Raw genomic sequence first — 19,971 nt, forward strand, 5'->3', positions numbered from 1 at the left:
CCCTGGCCGCGATGCGCCGGATCGAGGCCGACATCTCGCGCCGCCAGATGCTGGGCGGAATGGCGGCGGTCACCGGCATGTTCGCGGGCTTCGGCCTGGCACCGAAGCCGGCGCGCGGCCAGGCGGCGGGGCGGCCGCTGCTGCTGACCAACCTGCGGCTGTTCGACGGCAACACCCTGTCGCTGCGCCAGGGCGTCGAGGTGCTGATCGAGGGCGACCGCATCGCCGCGCTGCCGGCGCCCGGCCAGGGCCCGGCAGAGGCGGAGCGCATCGACTGCGGCGGGCGCACGGTGATTCCCGGCCTGATCGACACGCATTGGCACACCACGCTGGTCGCGGTCAGCCAGATCGCCGCCATGACGCAGGACATCGGCTTTGTGCACCTGATGGCGGGGCGCGAGGCCGGCAACACGCTGATGCGCGGCTTCACCACCGTGCGCGACGTGGGCGGGCCGGCCTTCGGCCTGCAGGCGGCGGTGGATCGCGGTGTCGTCACCGGCCCGCGCATCTTTCCGGCGGGGGCGATCATCTCGCAGACTTCGGGGCACGGCGATTTCCGCTTCTCGAACAGCTTGCCGACGATGCCCGCCGACCCGGCGGATTACGCCAGCGCCGCCGGCATGTCGGGGCTGGCCGACGGCGTGCCCGAGGTCCTGCGCCGCACGCGCGAACAGCTGATGAAGGGCGCCAGCCAGATCAAGATCGCCGCCGGCGGCGGCGTCGCCTCGCAATACGACCCGCTCGAATCGCTGCAGTTCACCGAGGCCGAGATGCGCGCGGCGGTGGATGCCGCCAGCGACTGGGGCACCTATGTCTGCGCCCATGTCTATACATCGCCCGGGATCCGGCGCTGCGTCGCGGCCGGGGTGAAATCCATCGAGCACGGACAGCTGGCGGACGAGGACACCGTCCGACTGATGGCCGACAGCGGCACCTGGTGGTCGATCCAGCCCTTCCTGGCCGACGAGGATGCCAACCAATACACCGACCCCAAGGCCGTCGCGGCCCAGAAGACCGTGGCCGAGGGCACGATGCGCGCCTTCGAATGGGCCGACAAGCACAAGGTGAACTGGGCCTTCGGCACCGACATCCTCTATGGCGGCGGTGAATCGCAGGGCCGGCAGCTGACCAAGCTGGCCCGCTTCATGTCGCCGCTGGCGGCGCTGCACCGCGCGACGGGGGCGGCGGGCGAGCTGCTGGCGCTGTCGGGGGCGCGGGCGCCCTATGACGGGCCGCTGGGCGTGATCGCCGAGGGGGCGCTGGCCGATCTGCTGGTCATCGACGGCGATGCCGAGGCCGGCCTCGACTGGCTGGCCGATACCGACAACCTGCGGCTGATCGTGAAGGGCGGCCGCATCTTCAAGAACAGCCTCGGGGGGTGACCATGAAACGCCTGCTGCCAGCCGCGATCGCCGCACTTGCCCTCTCCGCCGGCCTGCCCGCCACGGCGCAGGACTGGGCCGGGCAGCTTACCCCCTATGTCTGGGCGACCGGGCTCGGGGGCGACCTCACCCCGCGCGCGGGCGCGCCGACGCTGTCCTTCGACAAGTCCTTTTCGGATGTGCTGGAGGATCTGGACGGCGCCTTCTTCCTGTCCGGCTATGCCCGGCGCGACCGGCTGGTGATCCTGGGCGATCTGAGCTGGTCGTCCAGTTCGAGGGAGGGGCTGGTTCCGCCCGGCCTGCCGGCCAGCGGCAAGCTGACCCAGCGGTCGCTGACGCTGCTGGCCGGCTACCGCGCCCTGGAGGCCGAGGGCGTGGCGGTGGACCTGCTGGCCGGGGCCCGCGCCTGGAGCATCAAGAGCAGCATCTCGGTCGCCGCAGGCGCAAGGACGGCCTCGCCCCGGGAAAGCTTCGTCGATCCCATCGTCGCCCTGCGCGCCAATGTCGCGCTGGCCCCGCGCTGGTCGGCCATCCTTTACGCCGATCTGGGCGGCTTCGGCGCCGGTTCCGAAAGCACCAGCCAGATCGTCGCCACCGCCAACTGGCAGGCGAACGACAACCTTTATATCTCGGCCGGCTATCGCATGCTGAACGTCGATTATGAAAGCGGCGGCACGCGCATGGACGTGACCATGTCCGGACCGCTGTTCGGCCTGACCTGGCGCTTCTGAACCTGCCGCCAAGACCGCCGCGCCGGTCCGCGCGACCCGAGGCCGCCGCGACCGGCCCCGGGCCGGTCGCCAGCGCCAGCATCGGCAAGGTCGCAAAGCCGATGGTCTGACCCGCGGAACCGCGGCACATGCATGGGATCCGGCCACCCGTCACCCCTGCCCCTGGACAGGGGGACGGCGGACAGGGCTTCGCCGGGCTGATCGGCCCCTTCTTCGGCGCCCGGGGCCGACCAAGCCGCGCATCCGCCCGGCCAACCGGCACGCGGCCCGGGCTAGGGCTGGAAATCGGCCTGATAGGCGTCGTAGCGGCCGCGGAACTGCTCGAAGACGGCGATGGTCCGGCGCGCGATGCCGGTCCAGCCGAAGACGCGGCGGGCGAAGCGCGCGCCCTCGACGGCAAGCACGTCGCGCAGCCAGGGATATTGCAGCGGCATGTTGATCATCGCCGCGAATTCCTCGGGCCGCTTCGGGTCGGCCACCAGCGCGTGGCGGCCGAATTCGACCTGCTCGTGCAGGCCCCCGTGGATCGTCGTCACCGTGGGCGTGCCGCAGGCCATCGCCTCGACCGCCGTCATGCCGAAAGGCTCGTAGCGCGAGGGCAGCGCAAAGACCCCGGGGGCGCGGTAATAATCCACCAGCTCCTCGTCGGGAACATAGCCGCGCCAGTCGATGAAATCGGCGACGCCGGCCTCGGCGGCCACCGCCTTCCATTCGTCGATCAGCGCGAAATCCGCCTCGGAATTGCCGCCGGCGGCCAGGACCAGCCGCGCCTCGGGCTGCAGGACCTTCAGCGCCGGCAGCGCCTGGATGATCAGGTCGTAGCCCTTGTTCTCGGCGGCGCGGCCAACGACATAGACGTCGGAGGGGCCCATGTTCAGCCGCGCCCGCGCCGCGGCCACCTTGTCGGGCGTGGCGGGGGTGAAGCGGTTTTCGTCGATGCCGGGCGGGATCATGGTGATATGCTCGCGCGGCAGGGCATATTCGGCGACGATCAGGTCGACCTGCTGCTCCGAGGTGGCGATGACGTGATCGCAGTTGCGGTAAAGCACGAATTCCTTCTGGATACGCTCGTCGAAGCGATAGCCCGCCATCTCCTCGGCGGTGGCGCCGTGCATGTCGTGCTTTTTCCACCAGCCGAGCGAATGCGGGGTGTGGATATGCGGGATCTGCAATTCCTCGGCGATCTTCTGGCCGCAGACCCCGGCATCCCAGTAATGGCTGTTGACCACGTCATAGCGCAGCTCGCGGCGGCGGATGGCGGCCAGGGCGTTGGTGATGAAATCGCCATACCAGTCGTGCATGTCCTCCTTGCGGATGAAATCCGGGCCGCCGAAGGGGATGCGCCAGATGCGCAGGTTGTCGTTGATGATGTCCTCGGCCGGCTGGTCCTCGAAGCGCCGGGTCATCACGTCGACCTTGTAGCCCAGCCGCGCGAAGCGCTTGGCGAGTTCCAGCACGAAGACCACCTGGCCGCCGGTATCGGGCTTGCCCAGTTCGGGCGAGCCCGCGACATAGCCATGCAATGAAATCATCAGCAGCGAACCCACGGATTGGGCCATGCTCTCGTCTCCTCTCTTTTGTTGCGGCCGTGTGTCAGCCGGGCAGGATGCCCAGCGCGACAAGCCCCTCCAGGACACCCGCCGCATGGGGCGCCCGCGCGCGATAGCTCTTGCCTCGGGGCATGGCCTCGATCAGTTCCCGCCGCGCATTGCCGACGGCAATGGCGCGAAACCCAACGTCGAAAAGCGCCAGATCGTTTCCCGAATCCCCCGCCACCACCATGCGCTCGGCCGGAATGCCCAGCCTTTCGGCAAGAAACCGCGCTGCCGCGTCCTTTCCGGCCCCGGGGGCGAGCAGGTCGAGATCGCTTTGCCCGGAAAACACCGCCCGCACCGGCAGGTCCGCTGCGGCAAGCGCCTCCAGCACCCGGGCGCGCGCCTCGGCATCGGGCACTGCGAAGCTGAGTTTTCCGGGGGTCAGGAACTCGGCCGGATGCGGGGCGAAGCCCATGCCGGAGACCAGCGCGAAGACGGCCTCGGCCGGCCATTGCCGGAAACGGGCGGACCAGTCCTCGAGCCAGGCGCCGGCGACGCGGATCTCGGTGCCCATGCCGGTGATGATCGCGTCGGGGGCGAAATCCGCGGGGAATTCCCGGGCCAGGGTCGCATCGACGCTGGCCGCCGGCCGCGACGAGTTCAGCGCCAGCCGCAGCCGGTCGGGATGGCGCCGCACCGCCGTCCATAGCCGCTCCAGCGCCGGCCGGTCGCCGGTCAGCGTGTCGTCCACATCGCTGACCAGAAGCCAGGGGCCCTGCCCGGTCCCGCCGCTCATTCGCCCGCCCCGGCGCCGGCCAGCAGCTCGGGTGCCTGGGTGGTGGTATAGACCATTTCGGGCGCATGTTCGCTGACCGGTCGGCTCAGGGTCTCAAGCGTCACATCGCGAAGCCCCAGCGTCGCGGATTCGGTCCAGAACCCCACGGCGCCGCACAGGAAGCTGTCATCGACCAGGCTCAGCACCACATGGCCGTCGATGGACAGTTCCAGATAGGTGCCATGCGCGACCACCTCGATCCGCCACGGTCCATGCGCCGAGCTGCGGAAACGCGCCTCCTGCAGCGACTTGTAGCGGAATGCGTGTTCGAATTCCGGCGTGGGATTGGCGCCCCAGGCGCGCATCTGCGCGATGCCGTTCACGCAATCGAGCGACAGGTGATAGCCGTCGCCCTCGTCGCTGGCGCGCAGGATCAGGCCGGTCTTGCCCGGCCCCTTGAGGGTCATCTCGGCCCGCAGGCGGAATTCCTCGTGCTGGCCGGGCAGTAGGAAGGCCTCGAAACCGCTATGGCTGCCGATGGACAGGCTGTCGCCGCGGATCTCGGCCCAGGCGGTGGGATTGCCGCAGAGCAGCCGGCATTCGGCCGCGCTGTCGACGGCCAGCCGGTCGGTCACCAGCGCGTCGAAGCCGTGAAAGGATTTCAGCCGCAGCCGGCCGTCGGGCAGGGCGACGATCTCCTTGGGGGGCGGCAGCAGCCGCTTGATGAATTCATGGCCGTTGATCAGCAGCTCGGTCTTGCTGAAGAAGCTGAACAGCAGCAGCCGGTCGCCGGCCCGGCAGATGCGGCCGGCATAGTTGCCATGCGGCAGCAGCACGTCGTCGCTGAAATTCTCGTAGGGCCCCTCGATGCCATCGGCATACCAGTAATGGATCTTGGTATCCTCGCGGATCGAGCCCATGAGGTAATAGCGGCCGTGGAAATGAAACAGGTTCGGCACCTCGATATCGTCGTAAAGCCCCGGCCGGTGCAGGGGCGGGCCGAATTCGAAGCGATCGGGCGCAACCTCGCGCGCCAGGCCGACGCAGCCGCGGCGGATCACCGGCCCGTCCTTGACCCGCGCGGCGGCCAGCAGCAGGCGGGTGCCGGTGCCGGGCTCGTGAAAGAAGAACGGGTCGCGGAAGCTGACCCAGTGGCGCCCCTCCTCGACGCCGGATTCGTAATGCGGGCCGCCGATCTCCAGCGGATAGGCCGCCTCGCAGCGGGTCCAGGCATAAAGATCCGGGGACCGCGCCATGCCGACCCGCTGGATGCGGCCGAATTCGGCACGGGTCAGGCCGGTATAGAACATCCGCCACTGGCCCGGCCGGTCCGGGTCGGGGGTGACATGCATGGTCCAGAGCATGTCGTCGTCCCATTCGCCGGGATCGCCGACGAAGAAGGCGTTCTTCACCCGCCGCCAGGACAGCCCGTCGGAGCTGACCGCATGGGCGATGAAATCATGGTTCGGCAGGACGAGGTGGAAGAGATGATAGATGCCCTCGTGAAACACCACGTCGACGTCGCCGATGTCCGAGCGCAGGAAGCCGTGCGAAGCATACATGCCCCGAACTTGCCGATCCCGGGCGCAAAGGTAAACCCCGTTTTCTGCCCCGCCGCCGAAGGTGCCACGCGGACCCGCCGGCACCATCCCGCCGGAGGTCGGCCGCGCGGAATGGCGGTGCCCGTCCGCGGCCGCTACGGCGGGCGTGCAACTGCTGCGGGGCTATGGGCCGAAGGACCTGCTGCAATCGGGCGGCCGGCGGCGCGAGGCTGGCCGATCCGCGCCGATTGCGCTTGCTCCCTATCCTGCCCCGAGCCCGCGGCTTTCGGAGCGCGCCCGCCGCGCAACACCGATGTGCCGGTATGCGGCGGGCGCAGCAAGGCCACCCGCCCGCCAGGTCAGGGCCTGCTGGCCAGCAGGGCCCGCAATTGCGCGGGAAACAGCTGCAGCAGCAGGGTCTCGGTGACCGCGTCCTCGGATCTCGCCACAAAGACCCGCAGGTCGATGGGGCTGTCGTCGCGGGGCATCAGCTCCTCGGGTCCGCCGAAGCCCAGGTCGAACATGGCGCGCCAGGTCGGGCGGCCGACGACGGGATAGACCGCGTCGTTGGACACCACCCCGCGCGAGGCGGTGATGTCGAGATGCGGCTTGTCGCCGGATTCCAGCGAAACCGGCGCGAAGTCGCAGACGATCTTCACCGTCTCCTGCGGGCGCGGCTGGCCGGGCACGCCGCCGGCGCCGATGCGGACCGCGACGAATTGCCCGGTGCTGCCGGCCAGCGGGCTGTCCTCGAGCCAGGACAGCCGGTAGTCCAGCCGGTATTCCTCGCCGGGGCCGGGCGGAACGGCAGGCTGCCAGAAGGCCACGATATTGTCGTGGATCTCGTCATCGGTGCTCAGTTCGACCAGGGTGACCGCGCCGTCGCCCCAATCGCCCTTGGGCGCGACCCAGGCGCTGGCGCGCTTTTCGTAAAAGACGCCGTCATCCTGATATTCCTCGAAATTCCTTTCGCGCTGCATCAGGCCGAAGCCCTTGACCGAGGGCGCGCTGAAGGCGTTCGCCATGGTATGCGGCGGATTGTTCAGCGGCCGCCAGATGCGCTCGCCCGTATGGGTCAGGATCTCGAGCCCGTCCGAGTCGTGGACCTCGGGCCGCCAGTCCGGCGCGATATGCGGTGCGTTCTTGCCGAACCAATACATCGAGGTCAGCGGCGCGATGCCCAGCCGCTCGACGCCCTCGCGCATGAAGATATGGGCGGTCACGTCCTGCTCGATCCCCGCCCCGCGGCGCGAGACGATGCGATAGGCGCCGGTCGCGCGCGGGCTGTCCAGCAGCGCATAGGTGGTCATGCCGCTGTCGGTTTCCGGCTCCAGCCAGAAATGGGTGAAAAGCGGGAACTCCTCGGGCCCGTCGGGGATGGCGGTGTCGATCGCCAGGCCGCGGGCCGAGAGGCCGAACTGGCCGCTATAGCCCGAGGTCCGCCAGTAGGAGGCGCCCAGGAACGCCACCCAGTCGAGCCCGGTTTCCGCATCCATGACGCTGAAGCCGGCGAAGCCGTCGGTCCGGGCCAGCCGACGCGCCGGATTGTCGGCGGGGATGTCGAAGAGATCCAGCGAGAAGGGGATCTCTGTCGCCATCCCGTCCTTGAGCGCATGGATGTGGACCGGCTGCTTGAAATAGCGGCCGGGAAAGAAGAACCGCACCTGTGACGAAGCCGGCTCGTCGCCCCAGAGCGCCCGGTCCTGGCGAAAGCGGATCTCGTTGTGGCGGTCGTAATCCACCTCTTCGAGGATCTCGGCCTCCTCGATCTCGGGCGGCCGATAGGCGGCCTCTGCCAACGCCCGGGCCCGCTCCGTCAGGCCCTCGAAGGAAAACGCCTCCGGCTCGGCATCGCCGGCGATGCTGTCCGCCGCACGCGCGATCCGGGGCAGCAGGAAGAAGGCGCCGCCCCCCAGAGCGGCCTGCAGCACGGTGCGACGGAGAAGTTTTTGCGAATACATGTTGCCCCAAGGATAGGTGATTCAGTCGCTTGCCATCGAGGCCCAGCCGGGGCGGTATTTCAAGGCATCGATCCCGCATTGGCCAAGTCTTGCCGATCGCCGCCGCAGACAAGGGCCGGTCGCGGCCGGCGGGCCGCGATCCAGGCCCCATCCCAGCAGGCAGGCCCTCACCCGCCGCCGGGCGGCCACATGCGCTGCCAGACCCCGTCGCGGCGCACCAGCGCATGATGCAGGGCGGCAGAGACATGCAGCGCCAGCAGCGCAATCAGCAGCAGGGCGGCGATGAAATGCAGCCCCTGCGCGGCGGCGGCCAGGGGCTCGGATTTCGGCAGCCAGGGCCCGGCGCCCATCGCGTCGAGCAACTCGATGGGAAAGCCGCCCGCCCGCACCCGCACGAAGCCGCTCAGCGGCATGACCAACAGCAGGACATACAGCGCCACATGCGAGGCCGCGGCCGCCCGCCGCTGCCAGCCGGGGACCGAGGCCGGCAGGGGCGGCGGCGGATGCAGGCGGCGATAGACGATCCGCGCCAGGATCACCGGGATCAGCAGCGTGCCGGTATTCTTGTGAAAGATGAACAGCGCATCCTGCAAGCCGCGGTCCAGCCCCTCGCGCGTCATGGTCAGCCCCGCCGGGATCATCAGCAGCACGGCAAGCGCGACGATCCAGTGAAACAGGCGGGCGGGCGTTCGGTAACCGGATGCGGGCTCGGTCATCGGCTGGCTCCTTTGCGCCATCCTAGCGCAAACGCCGCCGGGCGCAAAGCCGTGGCATCTTGACGGAACCCACGCTTGGCGTAGCATTTTCCCATGTCAGACCCCGATCACGGCCCGCTTGCGCCGCCGCCTCGTCCGGCGGCCGGGATACCGGCGCAGGTTGCCGCCAGCGCCGCCATGGGCGTTTTCGCCATGCAGGCGCTGCGGCTTGGCGGCATCGGCGGCACGGCCGGGGGCTGGCTCGCCGCCAGCGCGCTTTATCTGGGCTGCTGCGCCGTGGTGCTGGCGCAGATGCGGCATAGCTATCCGCATGACCGGATCGGCGGCTGCAATGCGGTGACGCTGCTGCGGGCCGCGATCACCTGCGCGCTGCTGGCGCCGCTTGCGGACGGCGCCGCGGCGGGATGGGCGGTCACCATCGTCGGAGGCGTCGCGCTGGCGCTCGACGGGCTGGACGGCTGGCTGGCGCGGCGCGCGGGCCTCGTCTCGGGCTTCGGAGCCCGCTTCGACATGGAGGTCGATGCCGCTTTCGCCCTGACCCTGGCGCTGCATGCCTGGCTGGGCACGACGCTGGGGCCCGGGGTGCTGCTGCTTGGGGTGCTGCGCTATGGCTTCGTCGCCGCCGGCCTCGTCCTACCCTGGCTGCGGGCCGAACTGCCGCAGCGGCTGCGGCGCAAGGCGATCTGCGTGCTGCAGCTCGGCACGCTGGTCCTGCTGCAAACGCCGCTGCCCAGCCATGCGCAGGCCGGGTTCCTGGCATGGCTCGCCACGGCGGCGCTGGCGCTGTCCTTCGCGCTCGACATCCGCTGGCTGTGGCGGCATCGGCGATGACGATGCGCCGCGCGCTGCCGCTGCTGATCGCGGCGCTGGCGATCCAGCTGGCGCTGACCCTGCCCGGGGCCGCGATGCGCCCGACGCCGGAACTGCCGCTGCTGCTGCTTGCGCTGGTCCTCGGCGGCGGCATGGCGCGCCTGCCGGTTGCGGCGGCGCTTACGCTGCTGGCGGTGCAGAAGCTGGCCGATCTGGGCATGGTCGCGGCGCTGGGGCGGCCCTTCAACATCGCGGCCGATCTGCCGCTGCTGGATGCGGCGGTGCGGCTGCTTGCCGGCAGCTTCGGCGGGCTCGCGGGTCTTGGCGCCGTGCTCGCCGCCGCCCTCGCCGCCCTGGGCATCGGCGGGGCGCTGTGGTGGGCGACGGGGCTCTGGACCCGCCCGGCCACGGGGCGACGTGCGGGCATCGCCCTTGCCGCGGCAGTCGGGCTGGCGCTGCTGCCGGCCATGACGCCCAGGCTTGAGAATCTCCGCTATGCCAGCCAGCGCGCCGGGCTGGCCGCCGCAACCGTCGCCGCGCTGCGCGACTTCCGGGCGGCCGCGGCACAGGACCCGATGGCGGAGCGGCCGGGCCTGCTGGGCGCCATCGACCGCGACGTGCTGGTGATCTTCGTGGAAAGCTACGGCCGGGCGAGCTTCGCGACGCCCCTCTATGCCGAAACCCACCGCGCCACCCTGCGCCGGGCCGAGGCCGATCTGGCGCGGGCCGGCCTTGCCATGCGCTCGGGATACCTGGTCTCGCCGACGCAGGGCGGGCAAAGCTGGCTGGCGCATGCGACATTCGCCTCGGGGCTCTGGATCGGCGATCAGGCGCTTTATCAGGCCATGCTGGCCAGCGGGCGGCAGGGACTGTTCCACCACGCGCGGCGCGCCGGTTTCCGCACCGCCGCCGTCATGCCGGCCATCACCCGCCCCTGGCCCGAGGCGGCGCAGATGGGTTTCGACCGCATCCTGGCCGCGCCGGATCTGGGCTATCGCGGCCCGCCCTTCAACTGGGTCACCATGCCCGACCAGTTCACCCTGGCCGCCGCCGACCGGCTGCTGCGCGGGCAGGACGGCGCGCCGCTTTTCGCACAGGTGGCGCTGATTTCCTCGCACGCGCCCTGGGTGCCGGTGCCGCGGCTGATCGGCTGGGACGAGGTCGGGGACGGCTCGGCCTTCGCCGCCATGGCCGCCGCCGGGGAAAGCCCGCAAGAGGTCTGGCGCGACCGCGACAACATCCGCCGGCATTACCGCGACGCGATCGACTATGCCTTGCAGACCGTCATAGCCTATGCGCTGCGCCATGCGGACGAACCGCCGCTGATCCTGGTGCTGGGCGATCATCAGGCCGCGCAAGGGATTGCGCCGGATGGCGGACGCGACGTGCCCATGCATGTGATCGGTCCCGCGGCGCTGGTCGAACGCAGCGCCGCATGGGGCTTTGCCCCCGGCCTGGTCCCGCCGCCGGACAGCGCCGCGATACCGATGGACCGGATGCGCGACCTGATCCTGCAGGGCTTTGCCGCGCCGGGAATCGCGCCGATGGAACGCCCGGCCGCGCAGGGCCGTTCCTCCCCCAGTCCCACCACGACCCGAACGGAGGTGCCTTCATGACCCATTCCCCGCTCACACGGCGCCGGCTTCTGCAGACGGGGGCGGCGGGGCTGGCGCTCGGCCTCTCGGGCCTGCCGCGCCCGGCGCGGGCGCAGGAAGCCGTGGCGCTGCAGCTGTCCTGGCTGCATTCGGTGCAGTTCGCCGGCAGCTACATCGCGCTGCAGAACGGCTGGTGGCGCGAGGCGGGGCTGGAGGTCGCGCTGCTGCAGGGCGGCCCGAACGCCCCGGTCGAGCCGCCGGTGGTGGCGGGCACGGCGCTGGTGGGCATCTCTGCCGCCGATTACGCCGCAGCGGCGGTGGCGCAGGGGGCGCCGTTCCGCATCATCGGCGTCGCCATGCAGAAGAACCCCTTCGCCATCGCCTCTCTGCCGGGCAATCCCGTGGAAACCCCCGCCGACCTGCCGGGGAAAAGCATCGGCATGGCCATCGCCAACACGCCGGTGCTTCAGGCGCTGTGCAAGCTGAACGATGTCGATTTCGACGCCATCCGCATCGTGCCCACGCAATATTCCGCCCAGCCGCTGATCGCGGGCGAGGTGGATTGCCTGCTCTGCTGGGAAACCGACCTGCCGGTCGCCATGGCGATCCAGGGCATCGAGGCCCGCACCATGCTGATGGCCGATCACGGCTATGCCCTGCATTCCCAGACCTATATCGCCACCGAGGACAGCCTTGCCCACCGCCGCGAGGCGCTGGTGGCCCTGATGGCGGGCGAGGCGCGGGGCTGGGAAGCCTGCCGCGCCGACAGCGATGCGGCCGCCGATCTGACCGTCGCCCTGTTCCCCGATGCCGGGCTGGACCTGCCCACGCAAAAGCTGCAGGCGCGCCGGCAATTGCCGCTGATGTTCTCGGACCTGACCGAGCGGCACGGGTTCGGCTGGTGGAGCGACGAGGCGGTCGAGGCCAATATCCGCACCCTCTCGCTGCTGGGGCGCGAGATGACGCCCGCGCTCTGGGACCGCTCGATCCTGGAGGCGGTCCATGCAGGATAGCCGCGCCGGGATCGCCTGCCGGGCGCTGACCAAGACCTGGCCCGGCGGCGTGCAGGCAGTCGCGGGCTTCGATGCCGATTTCGCCGCGGGGCAGACCACGGCGCTGATCGGCCCCTCGGGCTGCGGCAAGTCCACGCTGCTGCGGCTGGTCGCGGGGCTTGAGCTGCCGGAGGGCGGGCAGGTGCGCATCGGCGGGCTGGACCCGGCCCGGCAGCGCGCGCGCGGCGCGATCTCGGTGGCGTTCCAGGACCCCTCGCTGCTGCCCTGGCTCAGCGCCGCGCAGAACGTGGCGCTGGCGCGCAAGCTCGCCCGCCAGCCCGCCGATCCGGGCAAGGTGGCGCAACTGCTGCGGCTGGTCGGGCTGGAGGGCTTCGCCGCCACCCGCCCCGCGGCGCTGTCGGGCGGCATGCGCCAGCGCGCCGCCATCGCCCGCGCGCTGGCCACCGCGCCGCAGGTGCTGCTGCTGGACGAGCCCTTCGGCGCAGTCGACGAGCTGACCCGCCGCCAGCTGGCGCAGGACCTGCCGCCGCTCTGGCAGGCGCAGGGCACCACGGCGCTGCTGGTCACCCATTCGCTGGCCGAGGCGGTGCTGCTCGCCGACCGCATCCTGGTCCTGTCGCCCCGCCCGGCGCGGATCGTCGCGGACATCGCCGTGCCCCTGCCGCATCCGCGCCGCCCCGGACTGGCCGACAGCCCCGCCTTCCGCCGCATCGAGGCCGAGGCGCGGGCGGCGCTCTCGGCCCCGGCCGGCGCGGCATGAGCATGCGGAACGCGCTGGCCGGGCTGGTGCTGCTGCTTGCCCTGTGGCAGGCCGCGGCCCTGGCCCTGTCGGGCCGCTACCTGATCGCCGGCCCGGCCGAGGTCGCGCAATGGACCGCCGCCCATGCCGGCCTGCTGTCGCGGGCGCTGGCCGTCACCGGGGCCAATGCGGCGGCGGGCTTTCTGCTGGGCAACCTGGCCGCCGTGGCGCTGGCCGGCCTGGCGCTGCTCTGGCCCAAGCTGACCGGGCTGGTCTCGGGCCTGGCGCTGGTGGTCTTCTGCCTGCCGCTGGTCGCGACCGGGCCGATCCTGCGGGTGATGATGGGACCGGGCGAGGGGCCACAGATCGCCCTGGCGGCGCTGGCGGTCTATTACACCACGCTGATCCCGCTGCTGGCCGGCCTGCGCGCCGTGCCCGCCGCCTGGCTGGACCTGATCCGCGTCTATGGCCGCGGCCGCATGGCCGAACTGCGCCATGTCCGGCTGCGCGCCGCCCTGCCCTATCTGGTTGCCGGGCTGCAGATCTCGGCCCCCGCCGCCTTCCTCGGGGCGCTGGTGGGCGAGTTCACCGGGGCCGAGCGCGGCATGGGCGTGCTGACCATCCGCTTCACCCGCGCGCTGGACGTCCCCGCGCTCTGGAGCATCGCGGCGCTCTCCGCCGCCGTCGCGGTCGCGGCCTATGCGCTGATCGGCGGGGCGGCCCGGCGCTTCCTGGACGAACCGCCGCCCGTGCTGCTGGCCCCGCCGGGCGCGGCGCCCGGCGCGCGCCGCGCGGCGCTGGCCTCGACGCTCGCCGTGGTCGCGGCGGTGCTTGCCGCGTGGTGGGCGGGGCTGCGGCTGGCCGGGCTCAGCCCGTTCTTCGCCAAGCGGCCGGGCGACGTGCTGGCGGCGCTGGCCTGGGCGCCGGATGCCGCCCAGACCCGGCAGGCCCTTGCGCAGGCGCTGGCGCAGACCGGGGCGCATGTGCTGCCCGGCTATGCGGCGGGGCTGGCGGCGGGGGCGGGACTCGCCATCCTGCTGGCGCTGCTGCCGGCGCTTTCGGCGCTGGTCACGCCGGTTGCCATCGCGCTGCGCGCCATCCCGATCGTGACCACGGCGCCGCTGATCGTGCTGCTGGTCGGGCGCGGCGCGGCGGGGGTGGTGGTGCTGGTCGCGGTCATGGTGTTCTTCCCGACCTTCGTCGCCTGCCAGCACGGGCTGCGGCAAGCGCCCGGCCAGATCCTCGACGTGTTCCGCAGCTATGCCGCCGGCCGCTGGCGGCAGATGATCCATGTCCGCATCCCGGCCATGCTGCCCGCACTTTTCGCCTCGGCGCGGATGAGCGTGCCGGCGGCGGTGCTGGCCGTCACCGTGGTCGAATGGCTGGCGACCGGCGGCGGCATCGGCGGGCTGATGGCGCTGTCGGCCTCGGTCTCGGATTACGACATGCTCTGGTCCGCGGTGGTGCTGGTGACGGCGCTGTCCTGGCTGGGCCATGCCGGTGTCGGCGCGGCCGAGCGCCGGGTGCTGGCCCGCTACGCCCCCGAACAGGTGCGCCCATGACCCGACCCTGCGACGCCGCCTTCGCCATCCCCGGCGACATCGCCACGCTGACCGGCGGCTATATCTATGAACGCCGCCTGCTGGAGGGGCTGCGCGCCCTGGGCCACGACATGCGTCACCTGCAGCTGCCCGCCAGCTTCCCCGACCCGACGCCGGCCGAGATGGCGGCGGCCGTGGCGGCGCTGGCGGCCGAGGACCGGCCGCTGATCATCGACGGGCTGGTCTTCGGCGCCGTCGACACGGCCGGTCTCGCCCGGGTCCGTGCGCCCGTCGTGGCGATGATCCACCACCCGCTGGCGATGGAGACCGGCCTGGACCCGGCGCGGCGCGCGCATCTCTACCGGACCGAGCGCGACAACCTGCAGCTGGCGCGGCATGTGCTGGTCCCCAGCCGCCATGCCCGGGCCATGCTGACCGACCGCTACGGCGTGCCCGCCGAGCGCATCACCATCGCCCGGCCGGGGGTCGAGCCGGCGCGGCTTGCCCCGTCGCCGGCCAACCCGCCGCTGATCCTGTCGGTCGGCATCCTCCATCCGCGCAAGGGCCATGACCTGCTGCTGACCGCGCTGGCGGAGCTGGCCGATCTGGACTGGCAGGCGGTGATCGTCGGCAATCCCTGGGACCGCGCCCATGCCGCCGCGCTGGCCCGGCAACTGGCCGAAAGCCCGGTCGCGGATCGGGTGACGCTGGCGGGGCGGGTCGATGCCGGGCGGCTGGAGCGGCTTTACGCGCGCGCGTCGATCTTCGCGCTCGCGACGCGATACGAGGGCCACGGCCTGGTCTTCGACGAGGCCCTGGCGCATGGCCTGCCGATCGTCAGCTGCGCGACCGGCGCCGTCCCCGACACCGTGCCCGCCACCGCGGGGCTGCTGGTGCCGCCCGACGATCCGCCGGCCTTCGCCTCTGCGCTGCGCCGCCTGCTGGGCAACGAAACGCTGCGGGCGCGGATGGGCGATGCGGCGGCCCGGGCCGGCGCCGCCCTGCCCGGCTGGCAGGAGACCGCGGCCGTCGCCAGCCGCGTCCTGCAGCGCCTGCGCCTGCCGTGATCCCTTCGGGTGCCGATGCGCCGGAGGGGGCTAGCGGCGGGTGATGCCCTCAAGCGGCGGCGGCGGGACCGGCCGCGTCACCAGATGGCTTTTGCGCTTTTCGTAGAAGGCATTGCCGCCGGCCACCAGGACGTAATGCATGTTGTCATAGGAAAACCGGTGCCCGGCCGCGTGAAAGAACATCGCGTTGCCGATCAGGGGATGGCGCTCGCCGCGCAGGACGGCGCGCGCCGCCTCGCTGACCTGCGGCGAGGGCCTGTCCATCCGCCGCGTCATGATCCCCGGCGCGAACTGCCCCTTTTGTCCGACGACACCGCAGACGGAATTGGGAAACTGATCTGACCGGACGCGGTTCATGACCACGCTGCCGACGGCGATCATGCCGTCCCGGCTCGAGCGGTTCGATTCGAAATACATCGCCCGCTCCATGCATTCCTGCGGGCTGTGCCGGTGGAACATCGAACAGCCTGTCAGCACCAGCAGCGCGGCCGCAAGCGCCGCGCCCATGCGCAGTCTTGGATAGGGAATCGTCATCGTCTGCTCGTCCTGCCGCTCGTGGAAGGGTTCTTCTCGTTGCGGCCATGCTTAACAGCAGCGGGCGCAGGGCATCAACACCGCCGCGACCCCCGCAGGGCATCATGGTCCGGCATTCGCCCCCGCGCGGACCCGATGCGCCGCCGGAACACCGAAGGCGCAAACACGCAAGCCGTGTTCCGGTCCGATCCCCGTCCTCGCTCAGCCGAGGATTTCGCGCACGGATGCGTCAGTGGCCTCGACGATCACATCCGCCTCGGCCTCGGTCAGGCAGAGCGGCGGGGCCAGGCCGATAATGTCGCCCTGCGGCATGGCCCGCGCGATCACGCCGCGCTTCAGCATCGCGGCGACGACCTTGCCGCCGATGCCCTCGGCCGCGTCGAAGAAGCCGCGGCTGTCGCGGTCGCGGACCAGCTCGACGGCGCAGAGCATGCCCTCGCCGCGGATCTCGCCCACGTTCGGATGATCGCCCAGCGCCGCCCGCATCCGATCGTTCAGCGTGCGGCCGACCCGGCCGGCATTCTCGACCAGCCCCAGCTTGTCGATCAGCTGCAAGTTGGCGATGCCCGCCGCCGCGCCGATGGGATGGGCGGAATAGGTCCAGCCATGGCCGAGCACGCCATATTCGTCGCTGCCCTGCATCAGCACCTCCCAGACCTTCTGCCCGACGATGCTGCCCGACAGCGGCGCATAGGCCGAGGTCAGGCCCTTGGCGATGGTAATGATGTCGGGGGTCATGCCGTAATGGTCGCTGCCGAACATGCTGCCCAGCCGGCCGAAGCCCGTCACCACCTCGTCCGCGATCAGCAGGATGTCGTGGCGCGCCAGCACCTTCTGGATCGCCTGCCAATAGCCCTTGGGCGGCGGCACGATGCCGCCCGTGCCCAGCACCGGCTCGCCGATGAAGGCGGCGATGGTCTCGGCGCCCTCGGCGGCGATCAGCCGCTCCAGCTCCTCGGCGCAATGGGCGCTGAATTGTTCCTCGGACATGCCGGCGTCCTTGCGGCGATAGTAATAGGGCGCCTCGGTATGGATCACCTGCGCCAGCGGCAGGTCGAATTTCTTGTGGAACAGCTCCAGCCCGGTCAGCGAGCCGGTCATCAGCCCCGAGCCGTGATAGCCCCGCCAGCGCGAGATGATCTTCTTCTTCTGCGGCAAGCCACGGATGTTGTTGTAATACCAGACCAGCTTGATGTTCGTCTCATTGGCGTCCGAGCCGCCCAGGCCGAAATAGACCCGCGCCATGCTCTTGGGCGCCCGGTCCATGACCATTTTCGCCAGCGTGATCGAGGCTTCCGAGCCATGCCCCGCATAGGCGTGGTAATAGGCCAGCTCGCGCGCCTGTGCGGCGATGGCTTCGGCGATCTCGGGCCGGCCATAGCCCACGTTCACGCAATAGAGCCCGGCGAAGCCGTCCAGCAGCCGGTTGCCGTCCCGATCCGTGATATGGACGCCTTCCGCGCCCGAGACGATGCGCTGCGCGCCTTCGCCGCGCGCGAACTGGCCGAGGTTGGTCGAGGGATGGAACAGGCTCTCGCGGTCCCATTTGGACAGCTGGTCATTGGTCAGCATCATGCTCTCCTTGTCTCTGCCCAGTCGCGGCAGACGTATTTGATCTCGGTGAAGGCTTCGAGCCCGTGGCGGCTGCCCTCGCGGCCCAGGCCCGACTGCTTCATGCCGCCGAAGGGGATCGGCGCGCCGGTGACCTTGGTGCGGTTCACCGCGACCATGCCGAACGACAGCGCGCGCGACAGGCGGTAGATGCGGCGCGGATCGCGGCTGTGGACATAGGCGACCAGCCCGTATTCGGTGGCATTGGCGATACGCACCGCCTCGTCCTCGGTGTCGAAGGCGGCGATGGCGGCGACGGGGCCGAAGGTCTCCTCGTGGAAGATCCGCGCCTCGGCCGGCACGTCGGCCAGCACGGTCGGGCGATAGAACAGCGGCCCCTGCGGATCGCGGCTGCCGCCGGTCAGAAGGCGCGCGCCATGCGCCAAGGCATCGGCCACGTGCTCCTCCTGCTTCTGGACCGCGCCCTCGTTCATCAAGGGGCCAAGGTCGCGATCCTCGACCCCCGGCCCCAGGGTCAGCGCGGCGGCAGCAGCGGTGAAGCGGCGGCAGAATTCGTCATAGACCGGCCGCTCGATCAGGAAACGGTTGGCGCCCAGGCAGTCCTGGCCCGAGGTGGCGAACTTGGCCTTGATCGCCTCATCCACCGCCAGGTCGAGGTCGCAATCGGCAAAGGCGATGAAGGGCGCGTGCCCGCCCAGTTCCAGCACCAGCCGCTTCACCGTCTCGGCGCTTTGGCGATAAAGCAGCTTGCCGACCTGCGTCGAGCCGGTGAAGGACAGCGCCCGCACCCGCGGATCGGCGCACCATTCCCCGACGATCTCGGGCGCGTCGCCCGTCACCACGTTGAAGACGCCGGCCGGAAACCCCGCCCGATCCGCCAGCTCCGCCAGCGCGGTGGCCGACAGCGGCGTCTCGGCCGAGGGATGCACGACCACGGTGCAGCCCGCCGCCAAGGCCGCGGCCGCCTTGCGGGTGATCATGGCGCAGGGAAAGTTCCAGGGCGTGACCAGCGCCGCGACGCCCAGGGGTTCGCGCCACAGCTCCATCTCGGCGGTCGAAAGATGCGAGGTCACGCTTTCGATGTTCGGCCGCTTGGCTTCCTCGGCATAGAACTCGACGAAACTGGCGGCATAGTCAATCTCGCCGCGCGATTCGGACAGCGGCTTGCCCTGCTCGGCGGTCATGATCCGCGCCAGATCCTCGCGCGCATCGACGATCAGCCGGTGCCAGCGCATCAGCACGGCGGCGCGTTCCTGCGGCAGCAGCGCGGACCAGCCGGCGAAAGCCGCCTGCGCCGCATCGACGGCCGCGCGCGCCTGCGCAGCGGCCAGCCGCGCCACCTGCGCCACGGGCCTGCCCGTGGCGGGGTCGGTGACGGCAAAGCGCGGCCCGGCCACCCAGGCGCCGTTCACGAAGGCATCCTCGCGCATCAGGGTCTTGTCGGTGATCATGGCTGAACCTCCTCGCCGATGACGGCGACGCAATCGCCGGGTTTCACGATGCCGGGGAAATGCCGCGCCATCATCAGCCCGCCGCGGCGGGCATGGACCGCGACCGGGGCCAAGCCGGTGCGGGTCACCGGGAAGATGCGGGCGACCGGCTGGCCTTGTTCCACGGCATCGCCCAGATCGGCCAGGAACTCGATCAGCCCGCCATCCTCGGCAAAGGTGAAGCAATCCGCGTCGGGCATGTCCAGCCAGCGCGTCGGCTGCGCCACCACCTCGCCGCGCATCACGCCCGCCGCGACCAGCAGGTTGCGCAGGCCGCGCCTGGCGATGCCGGCGGTGCGGGCGGTCGCCGTGCCGCCGCCGCCCAGCTCGGTGGTGACGAAGACCTTGCCCATTTCCTCGGCCGCGGTGTCATACATGCCGACCGCGTCGATCTCGAGCATCCTGACCGACCAGGGCGCCCCGAAGGCGCGCACAAGATCGAAGGCCGCCGCCTCCTGCCGCTTGTCGGGCAGGATATGGGCGGCGCAATAGGGCAGGAAATCCAGGGTCTTGCCGCCGGAATGGAAATCCAGCACCACATCCGCCATCGGCAGCAGCACGCGCTGGAAGTAATCCGCGATCTTCTGCGTGACCGTGCCGTCCGGCCGCCCCGGAAAGCTGCGGTTCAGGTTGCCCCGGTCGATGGGCGAGGTGCGGGTGCCCGCGACGAAAGCCGGGTAGTTCATCGCCGGCACGATGATGATACGGCCGGTGACGTCCTCGGCCCGCACGGTCGCGGCCAGGTCGAACAGCGCGATCGGCCCCTCGTATTCGTCGCCGTGGTTGGCACCGGTCAGAAGCGCCGTCGGCCCCTCGCCGTTGTTGACCACGGTGATCGGCGTCATGACCGAGCCCCAGGCTGCGTCGTCGCGCGAATGCGGCAGGCGCAGGAAGCCGTGGTGAACCCCCGGCGCCGCGAAATCCACCGTCGCCGCGATGGGCGAGGGCGCAGGCTGCATCTGCAACATG

The 19,971-nt window shown here is 70.8% G+C and carries 17 protein-coding genes; 8 read left to right on the top strand and 9 right to left on the bottom strand.

Annotation, left to right across the window (positions count from 1 at the left end; all coding sequences use genetic code 11):
* Nucleotides 1-11 precede the first annotated feature (11 nt).
* A complete protein-coding gene (locus PARJ55_RS0109915) occupies nucleotides 12-1,382 on the top strand; it encodes an amidohydrolase family protein (protein ID WP_084637819.1) in 1,371 nt (456 codons plus the stop codon).
* 2 nt (nucleotides 1,383-1,384) lie between these two features.
* On the top strand, nucleotides 1,385-2,113 hold the full coding sequence (locus PARJ55_RS0109920; RefSeq protein ID WP_028712895.1) for a hypothetical protein: 729 nt from the start codon (nucleotides 1,385-1,387) through the stop codon (nucleotides 2,111-2,113).
* 272 nt (nucleotides 2,114-2,385) lie between these two features.
* Here the strand turns inward: PARJ55_RS0109920 and PARJ55_RS0109925 are convergent, their stop codons facing one another.
* From PARJ55_RS0109925 to PARJ55_RS0109945, 5 genes are all read right to left on the bottom strand, one after another.
* Nucleotides 2,386-3,672 carry a glycosyltransferase gene (locus PARJ55_RS0109925; protein ID WP_036697515.1) on the bottom strand — a complete coding sequence of 429 codons (1,287 nt, stop codon included), beginning with the start codon at nucleotides 3,670-3,672 and terminating at the stop codon, nucleotides 2,386-2,388.
* A gap of 34 nt (nucleotides 3,673-3,706) precedes the next feature.
* A complete protein-coding gene (locus tag PARJ55_RS0109930) occupies nucleotides 3,707-4,444 on the bottom strand; it encodes an HAD family hydrolase (protein WP_028712897.1) in 738 nt (245 codons plus the stop codon).
* On the bottom strand, nucleotides 4,441-5,985 hold the full coding sequence (locus PARJ55_RS21845; RefSeq protein WP_036697513.1) for a glycosyl hydrolase: 1,545 nt from the start codon (nucleotides 5,983-5,985) through the stop codon (nucleotides 4,441-4,443). The genes PARJ55_RS0109930 and PARJ55_RS21845 overlap by 4 nt, the downstream gene beginning before the upstream one ends.
* A 338-nt stretch (nucleotides 5,986-6,323) precedes the next feature.
* Nucleotides 6,324-7,925 carry a glucan biosynthesis protein gene (locus PARJ55_RS0109940; RefSeq protein WP_028712898.1) on the bottom strand — a complete coding sequence of 534 codons (1,602 nt, stop codon included), beginning with the start codon at nucleotides 7,923-7,925 and terminating at the stop codon, nucleotides 6,324-6,326.
* A 167-nt stretch (nucleotides 7,926-8,092) separates the two neighbouring features.
* Nucleotides 8,093-8,641, bottom strand: coding sequence for a cytochrome b (locus PARJ55_RS0109945; protein ID WP_028712899.1), 549 nt, complete (start codon nucleotides 8,639-8,641; stop codon nucleotides 8,093-8,095).
* Nucleotides 8,642-8,734: 93 nt separating this feature from the next.
* On the opposite strand from PARJ55_RS0109945, the gene PARJ55_RS0109950 reads away from it, so the two are divergent.
* Genes PARJ55_RS0109950 through PARJ55_RS0109975 form a run of 6 tightly spaced genes read left to right on the top strand, consistent with a single transcriptional unit; the run spans nucleotide 8,735 to nucleotide 15,406 of the window.
* A complete protein-coding gene (locus PARJ55_RS0109950; protein ID WP_028712900.1) occupies nucleotides 8,735-9,472 on the top strand; it encodes a CDP-alcohol phosphatidyltransferase family protein in 738 nt (245 codons plus the stop codon).
* A complete protein-coding gene (locus PARJ55_RS21850; RefSeq protein WP_036713997.1) occupies nucleotides 9,469-11,067 on the top strand; it encodes a sulfatase-like hydrolase/transferase in 1,599 nt (532 codons plus the stop codon). Before PARJ55_RS0109950 ends, PARJ55_RS21850 begins: the two co-directional genes overlap by 4 nt.
* The gene (locus tag PARJ55_RS0109960; protein WP_028712901.1) at nucleotides 11,064-12,059 is read left to right on the top strand and encodes an ABC transporter substrate-binding protein; all 996 of its coding nucleotides are present in this window, start codon (nucleotides 11,064-11,066) and stop codon (nucleotides 12,057-12,059) included. Before PARJ55_RS21850 ends, PARJ55_RS0109960 begins: the two co-directional genes overlap by 4 nt.
* Nucleotides 12,049-12,819 (top strand): ABC transporter ATP-binding protein, encoded by a 771-nt coding sequence (locus PARJ55_RS21855; RefSeq protein WP_028716516.1) that lies wholly within the window; start codon nucleotides 12,049-12,051, stop codon nucleotides 12,817-12,819. Before PARJ55_RS0109960 ends, PARJ55_RS21855 begins: the two co-directional genes overlap by 11 nt.
* Complete coding sequence (locus PARJ55_RS0109970; RefSeq protein WP_028712902.1) at nucleotides 12,816-14,360, top strand: ABC transporter permease; 1,545 nt, start codon at nucleotides 12,816-12,818, stop codon at nucleotides 14,358-14,360. The genes PARJ55_RS21855 and PARJ55_RS0109970 overlap by 4 nt, the downstream gene beginning before the upstream one ends.
* Nucleotides 14,357-15,406 carry a glycosyltransferase family 4 protein gene (locus PARJ55_RS0109975; RefSeq protein WP_028712903.1) on the top strand — a complete coding sequence of 350 codons (1,050 nt, stop codon included), beginning with the start codon at nucleotides 14,357-14,359 and terminating at the stop codon, nucleotides 15,404-15,406. The genes PARJ55_RS0109970 and PARJ55_RS0109975 overlap by 4 nt, the downstream gene beginning before the upstream one ends.
* 30 nt (nucleotides 15,407-15,436) lie before the next feature.
* On the opposite strand, the gene PARJ55_RS0109980 is transcribed toward PARJ55_RS0109975, so the two are convergent.
* The 4 genes from PARJ55_RS0109980 to doeB form a co-directional block, all read right to left on the bottom strand.
* Nucleotides 15,437-15,940, bottom strand: a complete 504-nt coding sequence (locus PARJ55_RS0109980; protein WP_028712904.1) for a cell wall hydrolase — start codon at nucleotides 15,938-15,940, stop codon at nucleotides 15,437-15,439.
* A gap of 201 nt (nucleotides 15,941-16,141) precedes the next feature.
* The gene (locus PARJ55_RS0109985) at nucleotides 16,142-17,512 is read right to left on the bottom strand and encodes an aspartate aminotransferase family protein (RefSeq protein ID WP_028712905.1); all 1,371 of its coding nucleotides are present in this window, start codon (nucleotides 17,510-17,512) and stop codon (nucleotides 16,142-16,144) included.
* Complete coding sequence (locus PARJ55_RS0109990; protein WP_028712906.1) at nucleotides 17,512-18,963, bottom strand: NAD-dependent succinate-semialdehyde dehydrogenase; 1,452 nt, start codon at nucleotides 18,961-18,963, stop codon at nucleotides 17,512-17,514. The genes PARJ55_RS0109985 and PARJ55_RS0109990 overlap by 1 nt, the downstream gene beginning before the upstream one ends.
* Entirely contained in the window at nucleotides 18,960-19,970 is a 1,011-nt protein-coding gene (gene doeB / locus PARJ55_RS0109995; RefSeq protein WP_028712907.1) for a N(2)-acetyl-L-2,4-diaminobutanoate deacetylase DoeB, read from the bottom strand. Before doeB ends, PARJ55_RS0109990 begins: the two co-directional genes overlap by 4 nt.
* Nucleotide 19,971: the final 1 nt, after the last annotated feature.

The sequence above is a fragment of the Paracoccus sp. J55 genome, from assembly GCF_000513975.1.
Lineage (GTDB): Bacteria > Pseudomonadota > Alphaproteobacteria > Rhodobacterales > Rhodobacteraceae > Paracoccus.